Annotated in this window: 13 protein-coding genes and 2 pseudogenes; 6 read left to right on the forward strand and 9 right to left on the reverse strand. The window is 69.8% G+C overall.

Annotated features, from left to right (window positions below):
• Positions 1-172: 172 nt before the first annotated feature.
• Together EDC02_RS42080 and EDC02_RS34020 are read right to left on the reverse strand one after the other, a co-directional pair.
• Positions 173-1,375: pseudogene (locus EDC02_RS42080) on the reverse strand (recombinase family protein); the annotation flags it as partial.
• A 51-nt stretch (positions 1,376-1,426) separates the two neighbouring features.
• A complete protein-coding gene (locus tag EDC02_RS34020) occupies positions 1,427-1,669 on the reverse strand; it encodes a hypothetical protein (protein WP_199757540.1) in 243 nt (80 codons plus the stop codon).
• Between the two features lie 138 nt (positions 1,670-1,807).
• Here EDC02_RS34020 and EDC02_RS34025 point away from each other — a divergent pair, with 138 nt between their 5' ends.
• From EDC02_RS34025 to EDC02_RS39915, 3 genes are all read left to right on the forward strand, one after another.
• Entirely contained in the window at positions 1,808-2,926 is a 1,119-nt protein-coding gene (locus tag EDC02_RS34025) for a group II intron maturase-specific domain-containing protein (RefSeq protein WP_255500604.1), read from the forward strand.
• Positions 2,927-3,081: 155 nt separating this feature from the next.
• Positions 3,082-4,470: an IS1380 family transposase gene (locus EDC02_RS34030; protein ID WP_199757495.1), complete on the forward strand. Its 1,389-nt coding sequence runs from the start codon at positions 3,082-3,084 to the stop codon at positions 4,468-4,470.
• A 91-nt stretch (positions 4,471-4,561) separates the two neighbouring features.
• Positions 4,562-4,894: a hypothetical protein gene (locus EDC02_RS39915; protein WP_148083751.1), complete on the forward strand. Its 333-nt coding sequence runs from the start codon at positions 4,562-4,564 to the stop codon at positions 4,892-4,894.
• A 575-nt stretch (positions 4,895-5,469) separates the two neighbouring features.
• On the opposite strand, the gene EDC02_RS34035 is transcribed toward EDC02_RS39915, so the two are convergent.
• On the reverse strand, positions 5,470-6,636 hold the full coding sequence (locus tag EDC02_RS34035) for an RNA-guided endonuclease TnpB family protein (RefSeq protein ID WP_123607362.1): 1,167 nt from the start codon (positions 6,634-6,636) through the stop codon (positions 5,470-5,472).
• Between the two features lie 25 nt (positions 6,637-6,661).
• Here EDC02_RS34035 and tnpA point away from each other — a divergent pair.
• A pseudogene (gene tnpA, locus EDC02_RS34040) lies at positions 6,662-6,925 on the forward strand (IS200/IS605 family transposase); the annotation flags it as partial.
• Positions 6,926-7,029: 104 nt separating this feature from the next.
• On the opposite strand, the gene EDC02_RS34045 reads toward tnpA, so the two are convergent.
• Complete coding sequence (locus EDC02_RS34045) at positions 7,030-8,241, reverse strand: RNA-guided endonuclease TnpB family protein (protein ID WP_123606270.1); 1,212 nt, start codon at positions 8,239-8,241, stop codon at positions 7,030-7,032.
• A 155-nt stretch (positions 8,242-8,396) separates the two neighbouring features.
• On the opposite strand from EDC02_RS34045, the gene EDC02_RS34050 reads away from it, so the two are divergent.
• Complete coding sequence (locus EDC02_RS34050; RefSeq protein ID WP_123606271.1) at positions 8,397-8,993, forward strand: TetR/AcrR family transcriptional regulator; 597 nt, start codon at positions 8,397-8,399, stop codon at positions 8,991-8,993.
• Positions 8,994-9,025: 32 nt separating this feature from the next.
• Here the strand turns inward: EDC02_RS34050 and EDC02_RS34055 are convergent, their stop codons facing one another.
• From EDC02_RS34055 to EDC02_RS34065, 3 genes are all read right to left on the reverse strand, one after another.
• Entirely contained in the window at positions 9,026-9,280 is a 255-nt protein-coding gene (locus EDC02_RS34055; protein ID WP_123606272.1) for a Smr/MutS family protein, read from the reverse strand.
• The gene (locus EDC02_RS34060) at positions 9,277-9,648 is read right to left on the reverse strand and encodes a M48 family metallopeptidase (RefSeq protein WP_123607363.1); all 372 of its coding nucleotides are present in this window, start codon (positions 9,646-9,648) and stop codon (positions 9,277-9,279) included. Before EDC02_RS34060 ends, EDC02_RS34055 begins: the two co-directional genes overlap by 4 nt.
• Positions 9,649-9,798: 150 nt before the next feature.
• Positions 9,799-10,551 carry an ROK family protein gene (locus tag EDC02_RS34065; protein WP_123607364.1) on the reverse strand — a complete coding sequence of 251 codons (753 nt, stop codon included), beginning with the start codon at positions 10,549-10,551 and terminating at the stop codon, positions 9,799-9,801.
• Between the two features lie 39 nt (positions 10,552-10,590).
• Here EDC02_RS34065 and EDC02_RS34070 point away from each other — a divergent pair, with 39 nt between their 5' ends.
• Positions 10,591-12,249 (forward strand): ABC-F family ATP-binding cassette domain-containing protein, encoded by a 1,659-nt coding sequence (locus tag EDC02_RS34070; protein WP_123606273.1) that lies wholly within the window; start codon positions 10,591-10,593, stop codon positions 12,247-12,249.
• 90 nt (positions 12,250-12,339) lie between these two features.
• Here EDC02_RS34070 and nhaA read toward each other — a convergent pair whose 3' ends face one another.
• A complete protein-coding gene (gene nhaA, locus EDC02_RS34075) occupies positions 12,340-13,731 on the reverse strand; it encodes a Na+/H+ antiporter NhaA (RefSeq protein ID WP_123606274.1) in 1,392 nt (463 codons plus the stop codon).
• Between the two features lie 99 nt (positions 13,732-13,830).
• Positions 13,831-15,762: an asparagine synthetase B gene (locus EDC02_RS34080; RefSeq protein ID WP_123606275.1), complete on the reverse strand. Its 1,932-nt coding sequence runs from the start codon at positions 15,760-15,762 to the stop codon at positions 13,831-13,833.
• Positions 15,763-15,825: the final 63 nt, after the last annotated feature.

Consider the following 15,825-nt stretch of genomic DNA (forward strand, 5'->3'; position numbering starts at 1 on the left):
CCTGGAATGCCTCGATCATGCGGGTGATCGCCGCCGTGGCTTTCGCGAGGGCGGCCTCGAGGCGTTTGCGCTGGTGGGTGACCGGGTCGGAGGTTCGGGCCTGCTCTAGGCGGCGGTCGATCTCGCCGCGGATCATGGTCGGGTCGGTGAGCAGGGCGCCGATGTGGTCCCAGACGACCTGGTCTAGGTAGTCGGCGCGGACCGGTTTGTTGGCGCAGACCCGGCCGCCTTCGTAGCGGTAGTCATCCGATCCGAGGCATCGATAGTAGAAGATCTTCTTCTTCGCGGTCGTGGTGGTGTTGGTCCGGTAGTAGGCGTATCCGCAGCCTGAACAGGCTGCCAGGCCCTGCAGCAGGGATGGGATCTTGGTGTTGCGGGCGGCGAAGCGCTTGTTGTCGACCAGCCGCCCGGCGACCCGTTCGAAGGTCTGCTCGTCGATTATCGCCGGGACGGCGATGGTGATCTGCTCGGCGAGGGGCCGGTCGACGACCTTGACCGCGCGTGGTGTGGCCCGGCCCTCAAGCCGGGCTCTGCGGTTCAGACCTGGGGATTCGTTGATCGTCATGGTTTTGCCGAAGACCGCCTGGCCTGCGTATGCGGGGTTGCGGAGCATGGCCCAGACGACCGAGCGGTCCCAGCGGGTCTTGCCCGTGCGTGTGGGCACGCCCTGTTCGGTGAGCCACCGGGTCAGGTCGGCGATGGAGGCGCCGTCGTCGGCGTAGCGGCGGAACAACTCGGCGACCAGCACCGCCTCGCCCTCGACGATGGCGTAGGCGGCGCCGGCATGGTCGCTCTTCTTGACGTAGCGGTAGCCGAACGGGGCGCCGCCCAGGACGTTGACAGATCCGGCCTTGGCCCGGTGCTGCTTCCCGCGGCGGCTGCGTTCGAGGATCTGCGCCTTCTCGTACTCGGCGAACATGCCCTGGAACTGCACCAGCAGGGCGTCCTCGGGGCTGTCCCCGCGAGGACCGTTGACGAACTCGACCCGGGTCCCGGCCCGGGAGAACTCCTCGATCAGCAGTGCCTGGTAGGCGAACTTGCGGGCCAGCCGGTCCGGCGAATAGCACAGGATCACATCCACCCCGACGCCGGCGACCAGGTCCCGCAGCCGCTCCAGGGCCGGACGGACCAGGGTCGCGCCGGAGTGTCCCTCGTCTTCGAACACCCACTCGGCGGGCACCTCAAGCCGATTCCGCTCGGCGTGCGCGCGCACCGCCGCGGTCTGCGACACGATCGTGTCGTCCTGCTTCTGCCGGGCCGAGGACACCCGGGCGTAGATCGCCGCGCTCGTCATCAAGGAAACTCCGTATCTCGGCGTCGCGACCAAGCCGGGCCCGCCGTTGGGGGACAAGAACCTGATAGGCGGCCGACACATCCGCCGCGCCGTGGCGGTCGAAGACGAACTCCGTCTCGACCACCCGGTCGCTCACCAGCGCGGACGCTGACTGCGACCCCGTTGAAGGAACTCGGTCAACGCCGAGGCGACCACCGCGGAGATCGTGACCCCGGACCGCGCCGCGTGGGACCGAGTCCCAGCGGCCACCGACACCGGCAGCTTCACCGTGAACACCACACTCGTCTCCGGCACCGCCACCCGGCCCGCCACCGCGCCACGATCGGCATACCGGCGCCCCTGACGCACCGACACCCCGAACCGCACGGCCAGCAACCGAGCCACCTCCGTGACCGAAACCCCGGCCTCGACAAGCTCGACAGCAGCGTTCACCCGCCCGGCGAACTCACCACCACCCACACGACGACCACCGGAAGCGACATCCACGTACTACCCAACGAGTCATCCACCACTTTGGATACGCCGAGGAAACTCCAACCTTCGATAACCCAGCGTCACATCGAAACAGAAGTTACCCATTGCGTTGGGGGCGTGATCAGTCCGTTGCTCATGAACGTTGCTCTGCACGGCATGGAGGCTGCGGCCGGGGTCCGCTACCACGTCACCGGCACCCGTGCCGGGAAGACGATGGACGGTTGCCCGGTCGTGGTCCGCTACGCCGACGATCTGATCGCCTTGTGTCACTCCCGTGAGCAGGCCGAACAGGTCAAGGCGGCACTGGCCGGATGGCTGGCGCCCAGGGGTCTGGTCTTCAACGAGGACAAGACCCGGATCACGCACCTGACCGAGGGCGTGGACTTCCTGGGGTTCAACATCCGCCGCTACCCCAACGGCAAGCTGCTGACCAAGCCGAGTAACGACGCGGTGCGACGGATCCGCAGACGCCTGTCCGTGGAGGTGCGGGCCCTGCGCGGGTCCAACGCCGACGCGATGATCGGCAAGCTCAACCCGATCATCAACGGATGGTGCGCCTACTACCGGATCGGGGTGTCCAAACGCGTGTTCAACGCGCTGGACGCCCACGCGTGGAAACTGGTCTACAAGTGGGCCAGGTTCACCCACGCGAACAAGCCGAGACGCTGGGTGGTAGCCCGGTACTTCGGCGAGTTCAACTCGTCCCGGCGCGACAGGTGGGTATTCGGGAGCCGGGAAACCGGCTACTACCTGCGCAAGTTCGCCTGGACTCCGATTGTCCGGCACCGGATGGTCGCAGGGACGGCATCACCCGACGACCCGACCCTGACCGACTACTGGACCCTGCGGCGTCGCCGCAGCAATCTCCCGGTGGACATCACCACGCAACGGCTCCTGCGAGCCCAGCACGGCCGGTGTCCGATCTGCCGAGACCTGCTGCTGCACGCCGACCACGAGCCGCGAAGCCCACGTGAGTGGGAACAATGGCTCACCGCCACCCGCAGAGCGGTCCGCAGACACGCGGTCACCGTCTGGGGAGCGGGAACACCGGACGAACGCGTCGCCAACCGCCTCATACACACCCACTGCCACCGCCGGACCACCAGCAACGGCAGCCCAGCACTTCCGCCCACCCGCGAGCCTCCAGGGCTTGCTTGAGCCGGTTGCCCGGAAAGCGGGCATGGCCGGTTCTGAGCCTCGATCCACCGATGAAGGTTTGACCGGCAGGACCCCGGCTACAGAAAGTGCCCTCTGAACTGGAAGGATAGGAGTTCTGACGCTTCTATCACTCGGTTCGAGAGGGCACCTCGCAGGTGAGAATACGCCAGGACGCGCCGGTGGTGCGCGCGACGTTCGACGATCCGAATCTGGTGTCGTGTGCCGGTCTCGTTCCGGTGATGCGCCTTGCCGAGCAGGCCGGTCTGCACGACGCGGTCGCAGACCGGGTCAGGCTACCGACGGACAAGGGCGCGAACCCGGCCGGCAAGGTCGCCACGATCGTGGCCGGGATGCTCGCGGGCGCGGACAGCATCGACGACCTCGACATCGCCCGGCACGGCGGCATGCGGTCGCTGTTCGGCGGCGTGTACGCGCCGTCGACACTCGGGTCGTTCCTGCGTACGTTCACCCACGGGCACGTACGGCAGTTACAGGCCGCCGCCCGCGACACCCTGATCGGTCTGACCGGCCGGGCACCGATCCTGACCGGCGCCGACACCCTGTGCTTCGTGGACATCGACTCCATGCTGCGGCGGGTGTACGGCAAGCAGAAGCAGGGCATCGGGTTCGGCCACGCCAAGGTCGGCGGCTACAACGTCTACCTGCGCGGCTACAACCCCCTGGTCGCGACGCTGTCCACCCCGCTGTCCGCGCCGGTGATCGCCGCCACGAGGCTGCGGTCGGGTAACGCCGGCTCGGCCCGGGGCGCCGCCACCATGATCGCCGAGGCCATCACGACCGCCCGGGCATGCGGCGCTTCGGGGGAGATCATGGTGCGAGCGGACTCGGCGTTCTACGCCAAGACGGTGATCAGCGGCTGCCGGCGTCGTGGCGTGCGGTTCTCGGTCACCTGCCGCATCGACCCGAAGATCCGCGCCGCGTGCGACGGCATCGCCGCCGACCAGTGGGTCGACATCACCTATCCGCAGGCCGTCTGGGACGAAGACGCCGGCCGGTGGATCTCCGACGCGCAGATCGCCGAAACCACGTACACCGCGTTCGCCGGCACCCGACACGAGGCGACCGCCCGGCTGATCGTGCGCCGCGTCCGCCGCGACGACCCGCAACAGATCCCCGGCCAGGACGAACTCCTGCCGACCTACCGGTACCACGCCGTGTTCACCGACAGCCCGTACACCCTCGTCCAGGCCGAAGCCCAGCACCGGCAACACGCGATCATCGAGCAGGTCAACGCCGACCTGATCGCCGGGCCCCTCGCCCACCTGCCCTCCGGACACTTCAGCGCCAACGACGCCTGGCTGACCTGCGCCGCGATCACGCACAACCTCACCCGCGCCGCCGGACACCTCGCCGCGGGCACCTGGTCGACCGCCAGACCCGCCACCATCCGGACCCGGATCATCACCGTCGCGGCCCGCCTCGCCCACCGGGCCCGCACCATCCACCTACACCTGCCCGAGTACTGGCCCTGGCAGGCGGCGTTCGACAACCTGTTCACCGCCGTCCAGCCGGCACCCGGCTGACCACACCCCACCAGCCGAAACCAGGCGGCCCGACCACAGGCCACAATCCCCGTTCCACCTCGAACCCTCACCCTCGGAGCAAGCCGATCACGTGATCGGCGACTCCCTCACGCCCGCCCCACCACCCCAATACAGAAATGTTCAACCAACATTTAGCGGCAACCGCGTCGGTGGATCGAGGCTGAGGGGGCCCCGGCGCAGCAATGCGCCGGGGCTACCCGACGAACGCTGGTTCGGGCTACTCACCGACCAACGCCTACGCCGCGGTACCCACCGCACCCTGCGCAGCCTGGAAAACGACATCCGCACCTGGGTCCAGCAATGGAACGCCAACCCGAAACCGTTCACCTGGACCAAGACCGCCGACGAGATCCTCGAACGACTCGCCTCATATCTTCAACGAATTCCCGGCGCGGGACACTAGACGAGTAGGTCCGAAGTCGGGTCAGTCAGTTTCGTCGGCGATCAAGGATCCCTTGTCACGGGTTGGCCGGTGGTCCGGTTGTGCCAAGTCACGGCGGCCATCGCGAGGAGTCCGCTGCGCGACCCGGGCGGCTCATCCTCGATCGAGCTGGCGGATCGGCTTGAGCAAGCGCGCGTCGGGACGTGGAGTGCGGTTTGCGGTACGACGGGTCGCAGCAACCGCACCCCACGCTCGGCCCGGCGGCGGCCGAACATCACCGCCGCGAACTCCAGGACGCCGGAGAGTCCGAGCAGCCGTTGCGCCGGTGCTTGACCTGGTCGTAGCGGCAACGTTCTACTGGCGGCCTGCGGATCGGCGACCGCCGCGACGCCGGGCCCGCCCGGCGAAGCCGCCGGTCAGCCGAGCAGCTGTTCCGAACGCTCCCACAGCCGACGAGCAAGATCAGGGTCGTACGCCTGGGAGTTGACGCGTTTGGCGGGCCGACGCTTCTCGTATTGACATCCTCGCCGCCCTAAACCGCGGCGATTCCAGCCACGCCGCGCGTGACACGCGCAGTGTTCTGGTGGGTTACCGTTTCACCGCGCGGTGCCGGGGACGGGTCCCGGTCCTACCCGCGCTCCACGGTCGTTGAAGTCCGCCTGCCCGGCGGCCTTGATGTTGATCGCCGCGTTGACGTCCCGGTCGTGGTGACCGCCGCACGGACAGACCCACGACCGCACGTTCAACGCCATCTGCTCGTTGATCCGGCCACAGTCCGAGCACATCCGGGTGGACGGGAGCCACCGGTCCACCCGGGCGAACGTACGCCCGTACCTCGCCGCCTTGCACTCCAGCATGCCGACGAACGACGACCATCCCGCGTCGTGCACCGACCTCGCCAGCCGGGTCCGACCGAGACCGACGACACACAGATCCTCGACATACACCGCTTGATTCTCACGGATGATCGTCGTGGACAACTTGTGCTGCCAGTCCCGCCGGGTGTCGGCCACCCGGGCGTGCGCCCTGGCGACCTTCACGACAGCCTTCCCACGGCGGTTGCTGCCCCGCTGCTTGCGCGACAGGGCCTGCTGCAGCCGTTTGAGCCTGCGGGCCGCACGGCGCAGGAACCTGGGTGCGGCCACCTTCGTGCCGTCCGACATGACCGCGAAGTGCGTCAGCCCCAGATCGATCCCCACCTCGGCGTCGGTCGGCGGCAACGGCTCGTCCGTGGCCCGCACGACGAACGAGGCGAAGTACCGCCCGGCCGCGTCCCGGATGACCGTCACGGACGACGGGTCCGACGGCAGGGTCCGGGACCAGCGGACCGCGAGGTCGCCGATCTTCGGCAACCGCAGACGACCGTTGTCCAGCACCGTGAACCGGGAATCGCGGGTGAAGCGGATGGCCTGCCGGTTGTCCTTGCGGGACCGGAACCTCGGCGGGGCCACCTTCGTACCCTTGCGTCTGCCGGTGATCGAGGCGAAGAAGTTGCGGTAGGCGGTGTTGAGGTCCGCGAGGGCCTGCTGCAACACCACCGCGGACACCTCGCCGAGCCACGCCCGCTCCGGAGCCGCCTTGGCCCGCGTGATGACCCGCTTGGACGGCTCGGCGTCCGACACGTACGGCAGGCCCTGCTCGTGGGCGGTCTGCCGTGCGCGCAGCCCGTCGTTGAACACCACCCGCGCGCACCCGAACGCCCGGGCCAGCTCAACCTGCTGGCCGGGTGTCGGGTAGACCCGGAACTGGTACCGGAGCTGCACGAACCACACGATATCATGTTGGTCTATGGCAGAAGTTGAGGGTATCCGTACCGGTAGACACTGCGTCTTCGCGATGCATGTTCATTTGGTTTTCGTGACGAAGTTCCGGCACACGGTGTTCGCCGACCGGCACCTGTCCCGCATGGAACAGATCATGCGGGACGTATGCCGCGACTTCGAGGCCGAACTGGTCGAGTTCAACGGCGGCCACGACCATGTCCACCTGCTGGTCGACCACCCACCCAAAGTCGCCGTTTCCCGCCTGGTCAACTCACTCAAGGGCGTCACATGACGATCACCTTGGTCATGACGACACTGTACGCCGAAACTGTCAGCTACTGTCAACTTCGACGGCCAGTGCTAAGCTGACCACATCTTGACTTCCTCCCCGCCCTAAGGGACGGGGATTCCCTGGGTCGCCCCAGGGGGTTCCTGTTTCACCGACGACCGCCCCGTCCGAGAGGAGGACTCCCGGTGAGGTCTTACACCGCCTCCACAGGCAATCACGGAGAGCCCCTCCGCGAGAATGTTCCGTGCCGCGTTCACGTCCCGGTCATGGGCCTGCCCGCACCGGCAGGTCCACGACCGCACGGCCAACGGCATCCGCTCGGCCAGTACCCCACAGCCCGAGCACAGTCGGGTCGACGGGAACCAGCGGTCCACGACCACCAGGTCCCGGCCGTACCAGTCCGCCTTGTACCCCAGCATGCTGCGGAACCGCCGCCAGCCCGCATCCGAGACGGCGCGGGCCAGACTGTGATTGGCCATCATGGTGCGGACGGCCAGGTCCTCGATCACGATCGTTTGGGTTTCACGAACGAGCCGAGTGGTCAACTTGTGCAGGTGATCGCGGCGGCGGTCGGCGATCCGGGCATGAACCCGGGCCACCGACAGGCGGGCCTTGGCCCGGTTCGCCGAACCTCGGGCCTTACGCGCGAGGTTCCGCTGGGCCCGGGCCAGCCGATCGCGGTCGCGGCGTTCGTGCCTCGGGTTGGGGATCTTCTCCCCGGTGGACAGGGTGAACAGGCTGTCGAGCCCGGCGTCGACCCCCACCACGGCAGTGGAGGCCGGGGCCGGTTCGATCCGGTCGTCGCAGAGCAGGGACACGAACCAGCGGCCCGCCGGGTCCTGCGACACGGTCACCGTCGACGGCGCCGCACCCTCCGGCAACGGTCGGGACCAGACGATGTCCAACGGATCGGACATCTTCGCCAGGGTCAGCCGACCGTCGCGCCAGCGAAACGCACTGGCGGTGTACTCCGCCGACCGACGCGACCGCTTCCTCGACTTGAACGTCGGATACCGGGCCCGTTTCGCCCAGAAGTTGGTGAACGCGGTCTGCAGGTGCCGCAGCGCCTGCTGCAGAGGGACGCAGGAGACGTCGTTGAGGAACGCGAGGTCGTCGGTCTTCTTCCACCCGGTCAGCATCGCCGACGTCGCGTTGTAGGTGACCCGTTCCCGACGCAGGGTCCACGCCTCGCTGCGGGCGGCCAGCGCCATGTTGTAGACCAGCCGGACACAGCCGAACGTCCGGGCAAGCTCGGCGGCCTGCCCGGGGGTGGGGTAGAAGCGGTACCTGAACGCCCGCTTCACGGTCCTGGACACAGTCCACAGTCTAGCGATTCGGTCGTGAGCCGTGGGGTGGCGTGTGGGGTGGACGCCGATCCGCCCTGGCGGCGGATCGGCTTTCCCTGCCCTGCTCCGCAGGAGTTCCGTTTCCTCCCCGGCCGCAACGCCGGAGTATCCACGGAAGGAATCCGATGACTGGAAAGCAGCCAACTCTGCGCGAACGCACCCGCCGGGCCGTGCAGCGCGACATCGCCGACGCAGCCCTGCGACTCTTCGTCTCCCGTGGCTACGACGCCACCACGATCGACGACATCGCGGCAGCCGTCGGCATGTCCCAACGCAGCGTCTTCCGCTACTTCCCGACGAAGGAGGACATCGTCGTCGGCAAGTTCGACCTCGGCGCCGACGGCATGCTCGACAACCTGCGCGAACGCCCCGCAGACGAACCCGTCTGGATGTCGCTGCGCCGGCTGTTCGACATCGTGGACACCACAGACCAGCAGCAGGTCAGCAAGCCCGTCCAGCGGGTGATCCTGGAGACGCCTGCGCTGCTCGCCGTCTACCTGCGCAAGCTGCAGAGCATGCAGCACGCCGTCGTCGCGGTGCTACGGGAGCGGGCCGCGGCGGCCGGCGCCCCGTACGCCGCCGACGATCCGACGCCCGGGGCGCTCGCCGCCGCCGCCTTCGGCTGCCTGGTCGCGGCGCAGCACGCCTGGCTGGCGGCCACGACCGAGCACTCACTCGCCGACTACGTCGACCGGGCGATGGCGGCCCTCAGCCCGCGATAAGTGGCTGCGTCGCTACCAGCGCAGCGGCGGAGTCACTTCCATCGAAAATGGACGAACAGTCGGCCGAAGTTCTTCGAGTCCTTCTCCACCCGGTGGTAGAGCTGCTTGACGTCCTTCTGGTCGAGAAACCGCAGCACCCGCTTCTTCAGCTGGCCGGAGCCCTTGCCGGGGATGATCTCGACGAGGGTGGCCTTCTTGGCCACCGCCTCGTCGATGACACCCCGCAACGCCCGATCGATATCCTGGCCACGGTTGTAGATGTCGTGCAGGTCCAGTTTGATCTTCACGACGCCCTTCCGTTGACCTTCGCCTCGACCCGGCGCAGCGCGGCCAGGTAGTCCGAATGCTCGGAGCGCATGGCGGCGGCGAGCCGCAGGTGCCGCAGCGCCTGCGACGGCCGGCCGAGCCGTTCCAGGGTACGGCCCAGCACGTGGTGGGCGTAGTGGTCACTCGGGTCGCGGTCGATCAGCTCGCGCAGCTGCTCCTCGGCCCGACCGAGCTGCGCCGACTTGAAGTAGGAGCGGGCCAGCAGCTGGCGGACCGCCGAGTTGTCGGGCTCGGCGGCGATGATCGGCTCCAGCAGCCGGGCCGCCCCGGACGGGTCGCCGGACTCGAAGTACAGGTTCGCCCGGCGGTACTCCTCCAACAGATCCATGGCCGCCCCACCTTCCCGGTCGCGATCACCGACAACCTTGACGCTGGCACAACCACCGGCGGAATGCGACTGTTCCCGTACCGGACATCCGCCGGTCACCCAGTCAGTTTCCGGACGATCCGCCACAGACCAGTCAGAGCTGGAGCGGTCTCAGGGTCGGACCAGCGTCCAGGCCCGTACGCCGCCGACGATGCCGGCCGTGTTCGGCACCACCACCACGTCGTCACCCATCCGGGCCACCTGCTCGGGCCGGATCAGCCGCGAGTTGCCACCGCCGAGGTAGAGCCGGTCCCAGCAGAACACCGGTCGCAGACCGTCGACGACGCCGCGTACCCGTCGGGACCAGAACGCGTCGCCGAGCCGGCGGCGTTCGTGCTCGCCGACGTAGGTGTCGTAGCTCTGCCCCCAGCGCACCGGCGCCTGGGACAGCTCCAGGTGCGGGGCGAGCCGGCCGCCGTCGAACAGCGCGCAGCCGAGCCCGGTGCCGAGGGTGAGGACCAGTTCGCAGCCGGTGCCGGCGACCACTCCGGCGCCGTGCACCTCGGCGTCGTTGAGCACCAGCACCGGCAGGTCGAAGGCGGCGCCGAGCGCCGTACGGGCGTCGAAGCCGGACCATTCGGCGAGCAGTCCCGGGTCGACCTTGGTCCGCGGACCGGCCTTCGTCACGTAGTGCGGGGTGGCGACCACCACCCCGTGCCGGATCATGCCGGGCATCCCGACGGTGACCCGGTCGGCCGCCGGCAGCTGGTCGCTCAACTCGCGCAGGGTGTCGACGAAGCGTTTCGGCGGCAGCGGGTACGGGGTCGGCACCCGCAGCGGCCGGGCCCGCATGGTGCCGGCCTCGTCGAGTACGGACGCCTTGATGCCGCCGCCGCCGCAGTCGATGGCCAGCGTGGAAATCATCAGCACAGTCTGCCGGTCGGCGGCTACGATCGCCGGGCCATGAGCGCCACGTTGATCGCCAGGGACCTGTCCGCCGGGCACGGTGACCGGCAGCTCTTCACCGGGCTGGACCTCGTCGTCGCGCCCGGCGACGTGATCGGGCTGGTCGGCGCGAACGGCGCCGGCAAGTCGACGCTGCTGCGGATCCTGGCCGGGGTGGACGCACCCGAGTCGGGCACGGTCACCCGCACCCCGCCGACCGCCACCGTTGGGCTGCTGCCGCAGGAACCGCAGCGCCGACCGGGCGAGTCGGTACGCGACTTCCTGGCCCGCCGGACCGGGGTGGCGGCGGCGCAGCAGGCGATGGACGCCGCCGCCGAGGCGCTGGCCGCCGGCCAGCCCGGCGCCGACGACGACTACGCGGTGGCGCTGGAACGCTGGCTGGATCTCGGCGGCGCCGACCTGGCCGAACGCGCCGAGCAGGTGGTGGCCGACCTGGGTCTGACGGTGGCGTTGGATCAGCCGACGACGGCGCTCTCCGGCGGCCAGGCGGCCCGCGCCCAGCTCGCGTCACTGCTGCTCAGCCGCTACGACGTGGTGCTGCTCGACGAGCCGACCAACGATCTCGACCTGGCCGGGCTGGCCCGGCTGGAGCAGTTCGTCACCGGGCTGCGCGCCGGTGCCGTGCTGGTGTCGCACGACAGGGAGTTCCTGGCCCGTACGGTGCACCGGGTGGTCGAGCTGGATCTGGCCCAGCAGCAGGTCAACCACTACGGCGGCGGGTACGCCGGCTATCTGGCCGAGCGGGAGGTCGCCCGCCGGCACGCCCGCGAGGCGTACCAGGAGTACGCCGACACCCGGGCCGGGCTGGAGGCCCGCGCCCGTACTCAGCGGGCCTGGATGGACAAGGGTGTGCGCAACGCCCGCCGCAAGGCCACCGACAACGACAAGTTCATCCCCCACTTCCGGGGCGAGACGGCCGAGAAGCAGGCGGCGAAGGCGCGGCAGACCGAGCGGATGATCGAGCGTCTGGAGACCGTCGAGGAGCCGCGCAAGGAGTGGGAGCTGCGGATGGAGATCGCCGCCGCGCCCCGGGCCGGCGCGGTGGTCGCGGTGCTGCGACAAGCAGTGGTACGCCGGGGCGGGTTCACCCTCGGTCCGGTGGATCTGCAGATCGACTGGGCGGACCGGGTGGCGATCACCGGGCCGAACGGGTCGGGCAAGTCGACGCTGCTCGGTGCGTTGCTGGGGCGGTTGCCGCTGGACTCGGGCGAGTCGTGGCTCGGCCCGGGGGTGGTGGTCGGCGAGATCGACCAGGCCCGCCAGGTGTTCCTGCGCGACGAGCCGGTGCTGGACGCGTTCCGGGCGGCGGCCGACCTGGCCCCCGCCGAGGCCCGTACGGTGCTGGCGAAGTTCGGGCTGCGGGCCGACCACGTGCTGCGGCCGGCGGCCACCCTCTCACCGGGTGAGCGAACCCGTACCGCGCTGGCGTTGCTGCAGGCGCGCGGGGTGAACCTGCTGGTCCTCGACGAACCGACGAACCATCTGGATCTGCCGGCGATCGAGCAGTTGGAGTCGGCGCTGGCGTCGTTCACCGGCACGTTGCTGCTGGTTACGCACGACCGCCGGATGTTGGAGTCGGTGCGGCTGACCCGCCGGATCACGCTGGGCGGCGACGGCCCCGCGTTCCGGTCGCTGCTGGACCTGTCCCTCGACTAGGGGCAGGACCAAAGGGTACGACCGGGTTGCGGGGCCGCCGCCGGCCAGTCCGGGTCAGCGGCGGGAGCCGCCCGCCGCTGCCAATCCGGCTCAGAGCCGGTCGGCGTCCGGTGTCGGTTGCGGTGGTGGCTGCTGGTAGATGTCCGGGATCCCGTCGCCGTCGCGGTCCTGCCGTTCCTGTTCGGAGATCCGCCGGTAAACCTTGTTGCGCCGGCTGAGGACGATGGCGGCGAGCAGTGCCGCGGTCAGCGAGCCGATCAGGACGGCTGCCTTGACGTGGGCGTCGCGGTCGCTGCCGGCGCCGAACGCCAGCTCGCCGATCAGCAGCGAGACGGTGAACCCGATGCCGGCCAGCAGGGACACCCCGAGCAGGTCGACCCATTTCAGCCCGCCCAGGTCGGCGCGGGTGAAGCGGGTCATCAGCCCGGTGGCGCCCAGGATGCCGATCGTCTTGCCGAGGACCAGACCGGCGATCACGCCGATCGCCACCGGATCGGTCAGCACCGACCCGATGCCGCCGTCGCGCAGCGACACCCCGGCGGCGAAGAAGGCGAAGACCGGCACGGCGAAGCCGGCGGAGACCGGCCGCCACCGGTGTTCGAAGTGCTCGGCCAGGCCGTGCTGCTCGCCCTTGCGGGGCAGCACCGGCACCATGAAGCCGAGCAGTACGCCGGCGATGGTGGCGTGTACGCCGGAGGCGTGCATCAGCGTCCAGGTGATGGCGGCCAGTGGGATCAGCGCCCACCACCAGGTTTTGCCGAACCGCAGCAGCAGCGCGAAGGCGAGCAGCGGCAGCAGGGAGCCGGCCAGTGCCAGGAAGTTGACCTGTTCGGTGTAGAAGAACGCGATGATGGTGATCGCCAGCAGGTCGTCGACGACGGCCAGGGTGAGCAGGAAGGCGCGCAGCCCCTGCGGCAGGTGGGAGCCGATGACGGCGAGCACGGCGAGGGCGAACGCGATGTCGGTGGCGGTGGGGATCGCCCAGCCGCGCAGCGCGCTGTCGCCAGTGTTGAGGTTGATCAGTACGTAGATGAGCGCCGGCATGGCCATGCCGCCGATCGCGGCGATCACCGGCAGCGCGGCCCGGCGGGGGCTGCGCAGTTCACCGGCGACGAATTCGCGTTTGAGTTCCAGACCGACCACGAAGAAGAAGATCGCCAACAGGCCGTCCGCCGCCCAGTGCGCCAGGTCGACGTCCAGGTGCAGCGGTGCCCCGCCGGGCCAGGGCACGAACTGGCCCAGGTCGGTGTAGGCGGCACTCCACGGCGAGTTGGCCCAGATCAGCGCGATGACCGCGCCGAGCAGCAGCAGCCCGCCGCCGACGGTCTCGGTGCGGAGCACGTCGCCGATGAACTTGGCTTCCGCCCAGGAGGAGAGCTGGAAGGGACGCCGGGACTCCGGCGGCCTGGTTGAGTCCGACTTTTTACTCGATCCGGACTTGTCGCCGGATCCGGAAGCCTTGGTGGGGGTCGGGTCGGTCATGTAGAGAACTCCACCTCCACGTACATGCAGCAGGTACAGCGACGCCGGCCCTGGTTGACCGGCGTGTCGATGATGATCACACTATCCGTTCCGGCCCGGTTACCGAAGGTCTGCGGCTGGCGACGCCGTCGTCGGGCGACGCCCGCCGCCCGGTACGCCGTACCCCGATTCTTCCAAGCTCATGTCGCGCTGACCAGCAAGTGCGGGGTCTCTCACCGACCCCGGCCGGCTGCGCAGCCAAAGTTCGAGTTGCAGCAACGTGTAGATCTCGCCGGCGTGGTCGAGCCCGGCCTGGTGCTCGTCGAGCAGCCGGCGGACCGCAGCCGGCTGGAACAGGCCACGGTCCTCGAAGGTCCGGTCGGTGAGCAGGTCCCGGGCGAGTTCGCGCAGCTCGGCCCGCAGCCAACTGGCCAGCGGCGGCCGCGCGTCCACCGGCTCGGACGTGACCGCCCGGCCCGGCAACCAGCCGGCCGCCGCCCGCCGCGCCAGGTTCCGCCGCCGCCCCGGCACCTTCCACGATGCCGGCAGGCCGGCCACCCACTCGAGCAGTCGGTGGTCGAGCAACGGCGCCTGCAGCCGTAGTCCCGCGCCGGCCGACACGGTCGACCACCGGGCGAGTACGTCGCCGGGCAGGTATCCGTGCAGGTCCGCATCGGTCATCCGGGTCGACTGAGAGTCCCCCGACGAGGCGAGGTAGGCCGCCTCGGCCAGCAGGGCGCTGTCCACATCGGCGAGTTCGTCGCGCAGCCGCGCCGGGTAGAGGGCACTTTTCTGCTCGGCGCTGCACTCGGCGACGATCCGGGCGTACCGGGTCGGTGGTGGGCAGCCGGCGACCTCCAGCAGCCGGCCGAACCGGCGCACCGGGGTCCCGGCCATGCTCCGCCGCACCAGCGCGGCCCCGGCCCGCTGCAACCCGGGCAGTCCGGCCGGCCGCTGCGGCCAGCCGTTGAGCCAGCCGAGCAGCAGGTGGTGCGGGAACCCGCCGTACAGCAGGGCACCGCCGAGGCCGCAGAACGCCTCCGCCCGCCGCACCCCGGCGTACCGGGCGACCAGGTAGGCGGGGATCGCGGCCGGGCTGGCGAACGGTTCGTCGAACAGGCCGGCGATCTGCTGCGGTACGGCCGGGTCGAGCCCGGTCACCAGATACTCCTGGTGCTCGGTGCCGAGCGCCCGGGCGACGGCTCGCGCCGCCGCCCGCTGGTCGAGCCGGGGTTCGCCGAACCCGACCGAGCAGGTGTGCGCCCTGACGCTGGTGCTGCGGGTCACGGCGGCCGCGACCAGCGTGGCGCTGATCCCGCCGGAGAGCAGCACGTGCGGCGGCCCGGTGGCCGGCAGCCGGGAGCGCACGGCGTCGACCAGCCGCCCGCGGAGCTGCTCGGCGGCCTGGTCGATGCCCGACGTCGTCGGCCCGGCAGCGGCGTCGAGTGTCCAGTAGCGACGCGTGGTCACCCGCCCGTCCGCCCAGATCAGCGACGTGCCCGGGGGAAGCTTGCGGATGCCGGCGTAGATCGTCCACGGCGCGGGGACGTACCGGTAGGTCAGGTAGTGGTGCAGTGCGACCGGGTCGAGCTCCTGGCCGGTTCGGGGATCGGCCAGCAACGCCCGCAGCTGCGAGGCGAAGGTCAGCCGGCCACCGCTGAGCCGCCAGTACAGCGTCCGCTCTCCGGTCCGGTCGGCCGCGAGCATCAGCTGGCTCCGGTCGCGGTCCCAGACCGCGATCGCGAAGTCGCCGGTCAGCCTGGTGACGGCCGCCGTACCGTGCCGCTGGTACAGGTCGAGCAGGTCGGGTTGGGCGGTGCAGCTGACCGCGACCGCGTCCGTCGTGGCCGCGTAGTACGGCGACCGGGTCGCGTAGAAGGGCGACCGGGTCGCCGCTGGGTGCTCGTCGGGCCAACGGGCGACGATCGCCGCGCGGTCGTCCAGGTAGCGACCGGTCCGCTGGAGGTCATGCGGGGTGCAGGCCAGGGCGAGTTGGTCGGCGCGCTGGCCGCGACCACCGGCCTCACCGATAATACCGACTATTGCTGACATAGCGTGACGCTAACCTCAGCTCGTCGTCTCGGGTGCCGAGATGTCGATCCGGCTCCACCGACG

Origin of the sequence: Micromonospora sp. Llam0 (assembly GCF_003751085.1) — a bacterium.
In the GTDB taxonomy this organism is placed as follows: Bacteria; Actinomycetota; Actinomycetes; order Mycobacteriales; family Micromonosporaceae; genus Micromonospora_E.

Coding starts and splice junctions, on each gene's coding strand:
- EDC02_RS34065 (WP_123607364.1), bottom strand. CDS start 10,551: ATGATTTCCACGCTGGCCATCGACTGCGGCGGCGGCGGCATCAAGGCG.
- EDC02_RS34070 (WP_123606273.1), top strand. CDS start 10,591: ATGAGCGCCACGTTGATCGCCAGGGACCTGTCCGCCGGGCACGGTGAC.
- EDC02_RS34050 (WP_123606271.1), top strand. CDS start 8,397: ATGACTGGAAAGCAGCCAACTCTGCGCGAACGCACCCGCCGGGCCGTG.
- nhaA (WP_123606274.1), bottom strand. CDS start 13,731: ATGACCGACCCGACCCCCACCAAGGCTTCCGGATCCGGCGACAAGTCC.
- EDC02_RS34080 (WP_123606275.1), bottom strand. CDS start 15,762: ATGTCAGCAATAGTCGGTATTATCGGTGAGGCCGGTGGTCGCGGCCAG.
- EDC02_RS34060 (WP_123607363.1), bottom strand. CDS start 9,648: ATGGATCTGTTGGAGGAGTACCGCCGGGCGAACCTGTACTTCGAGTCC.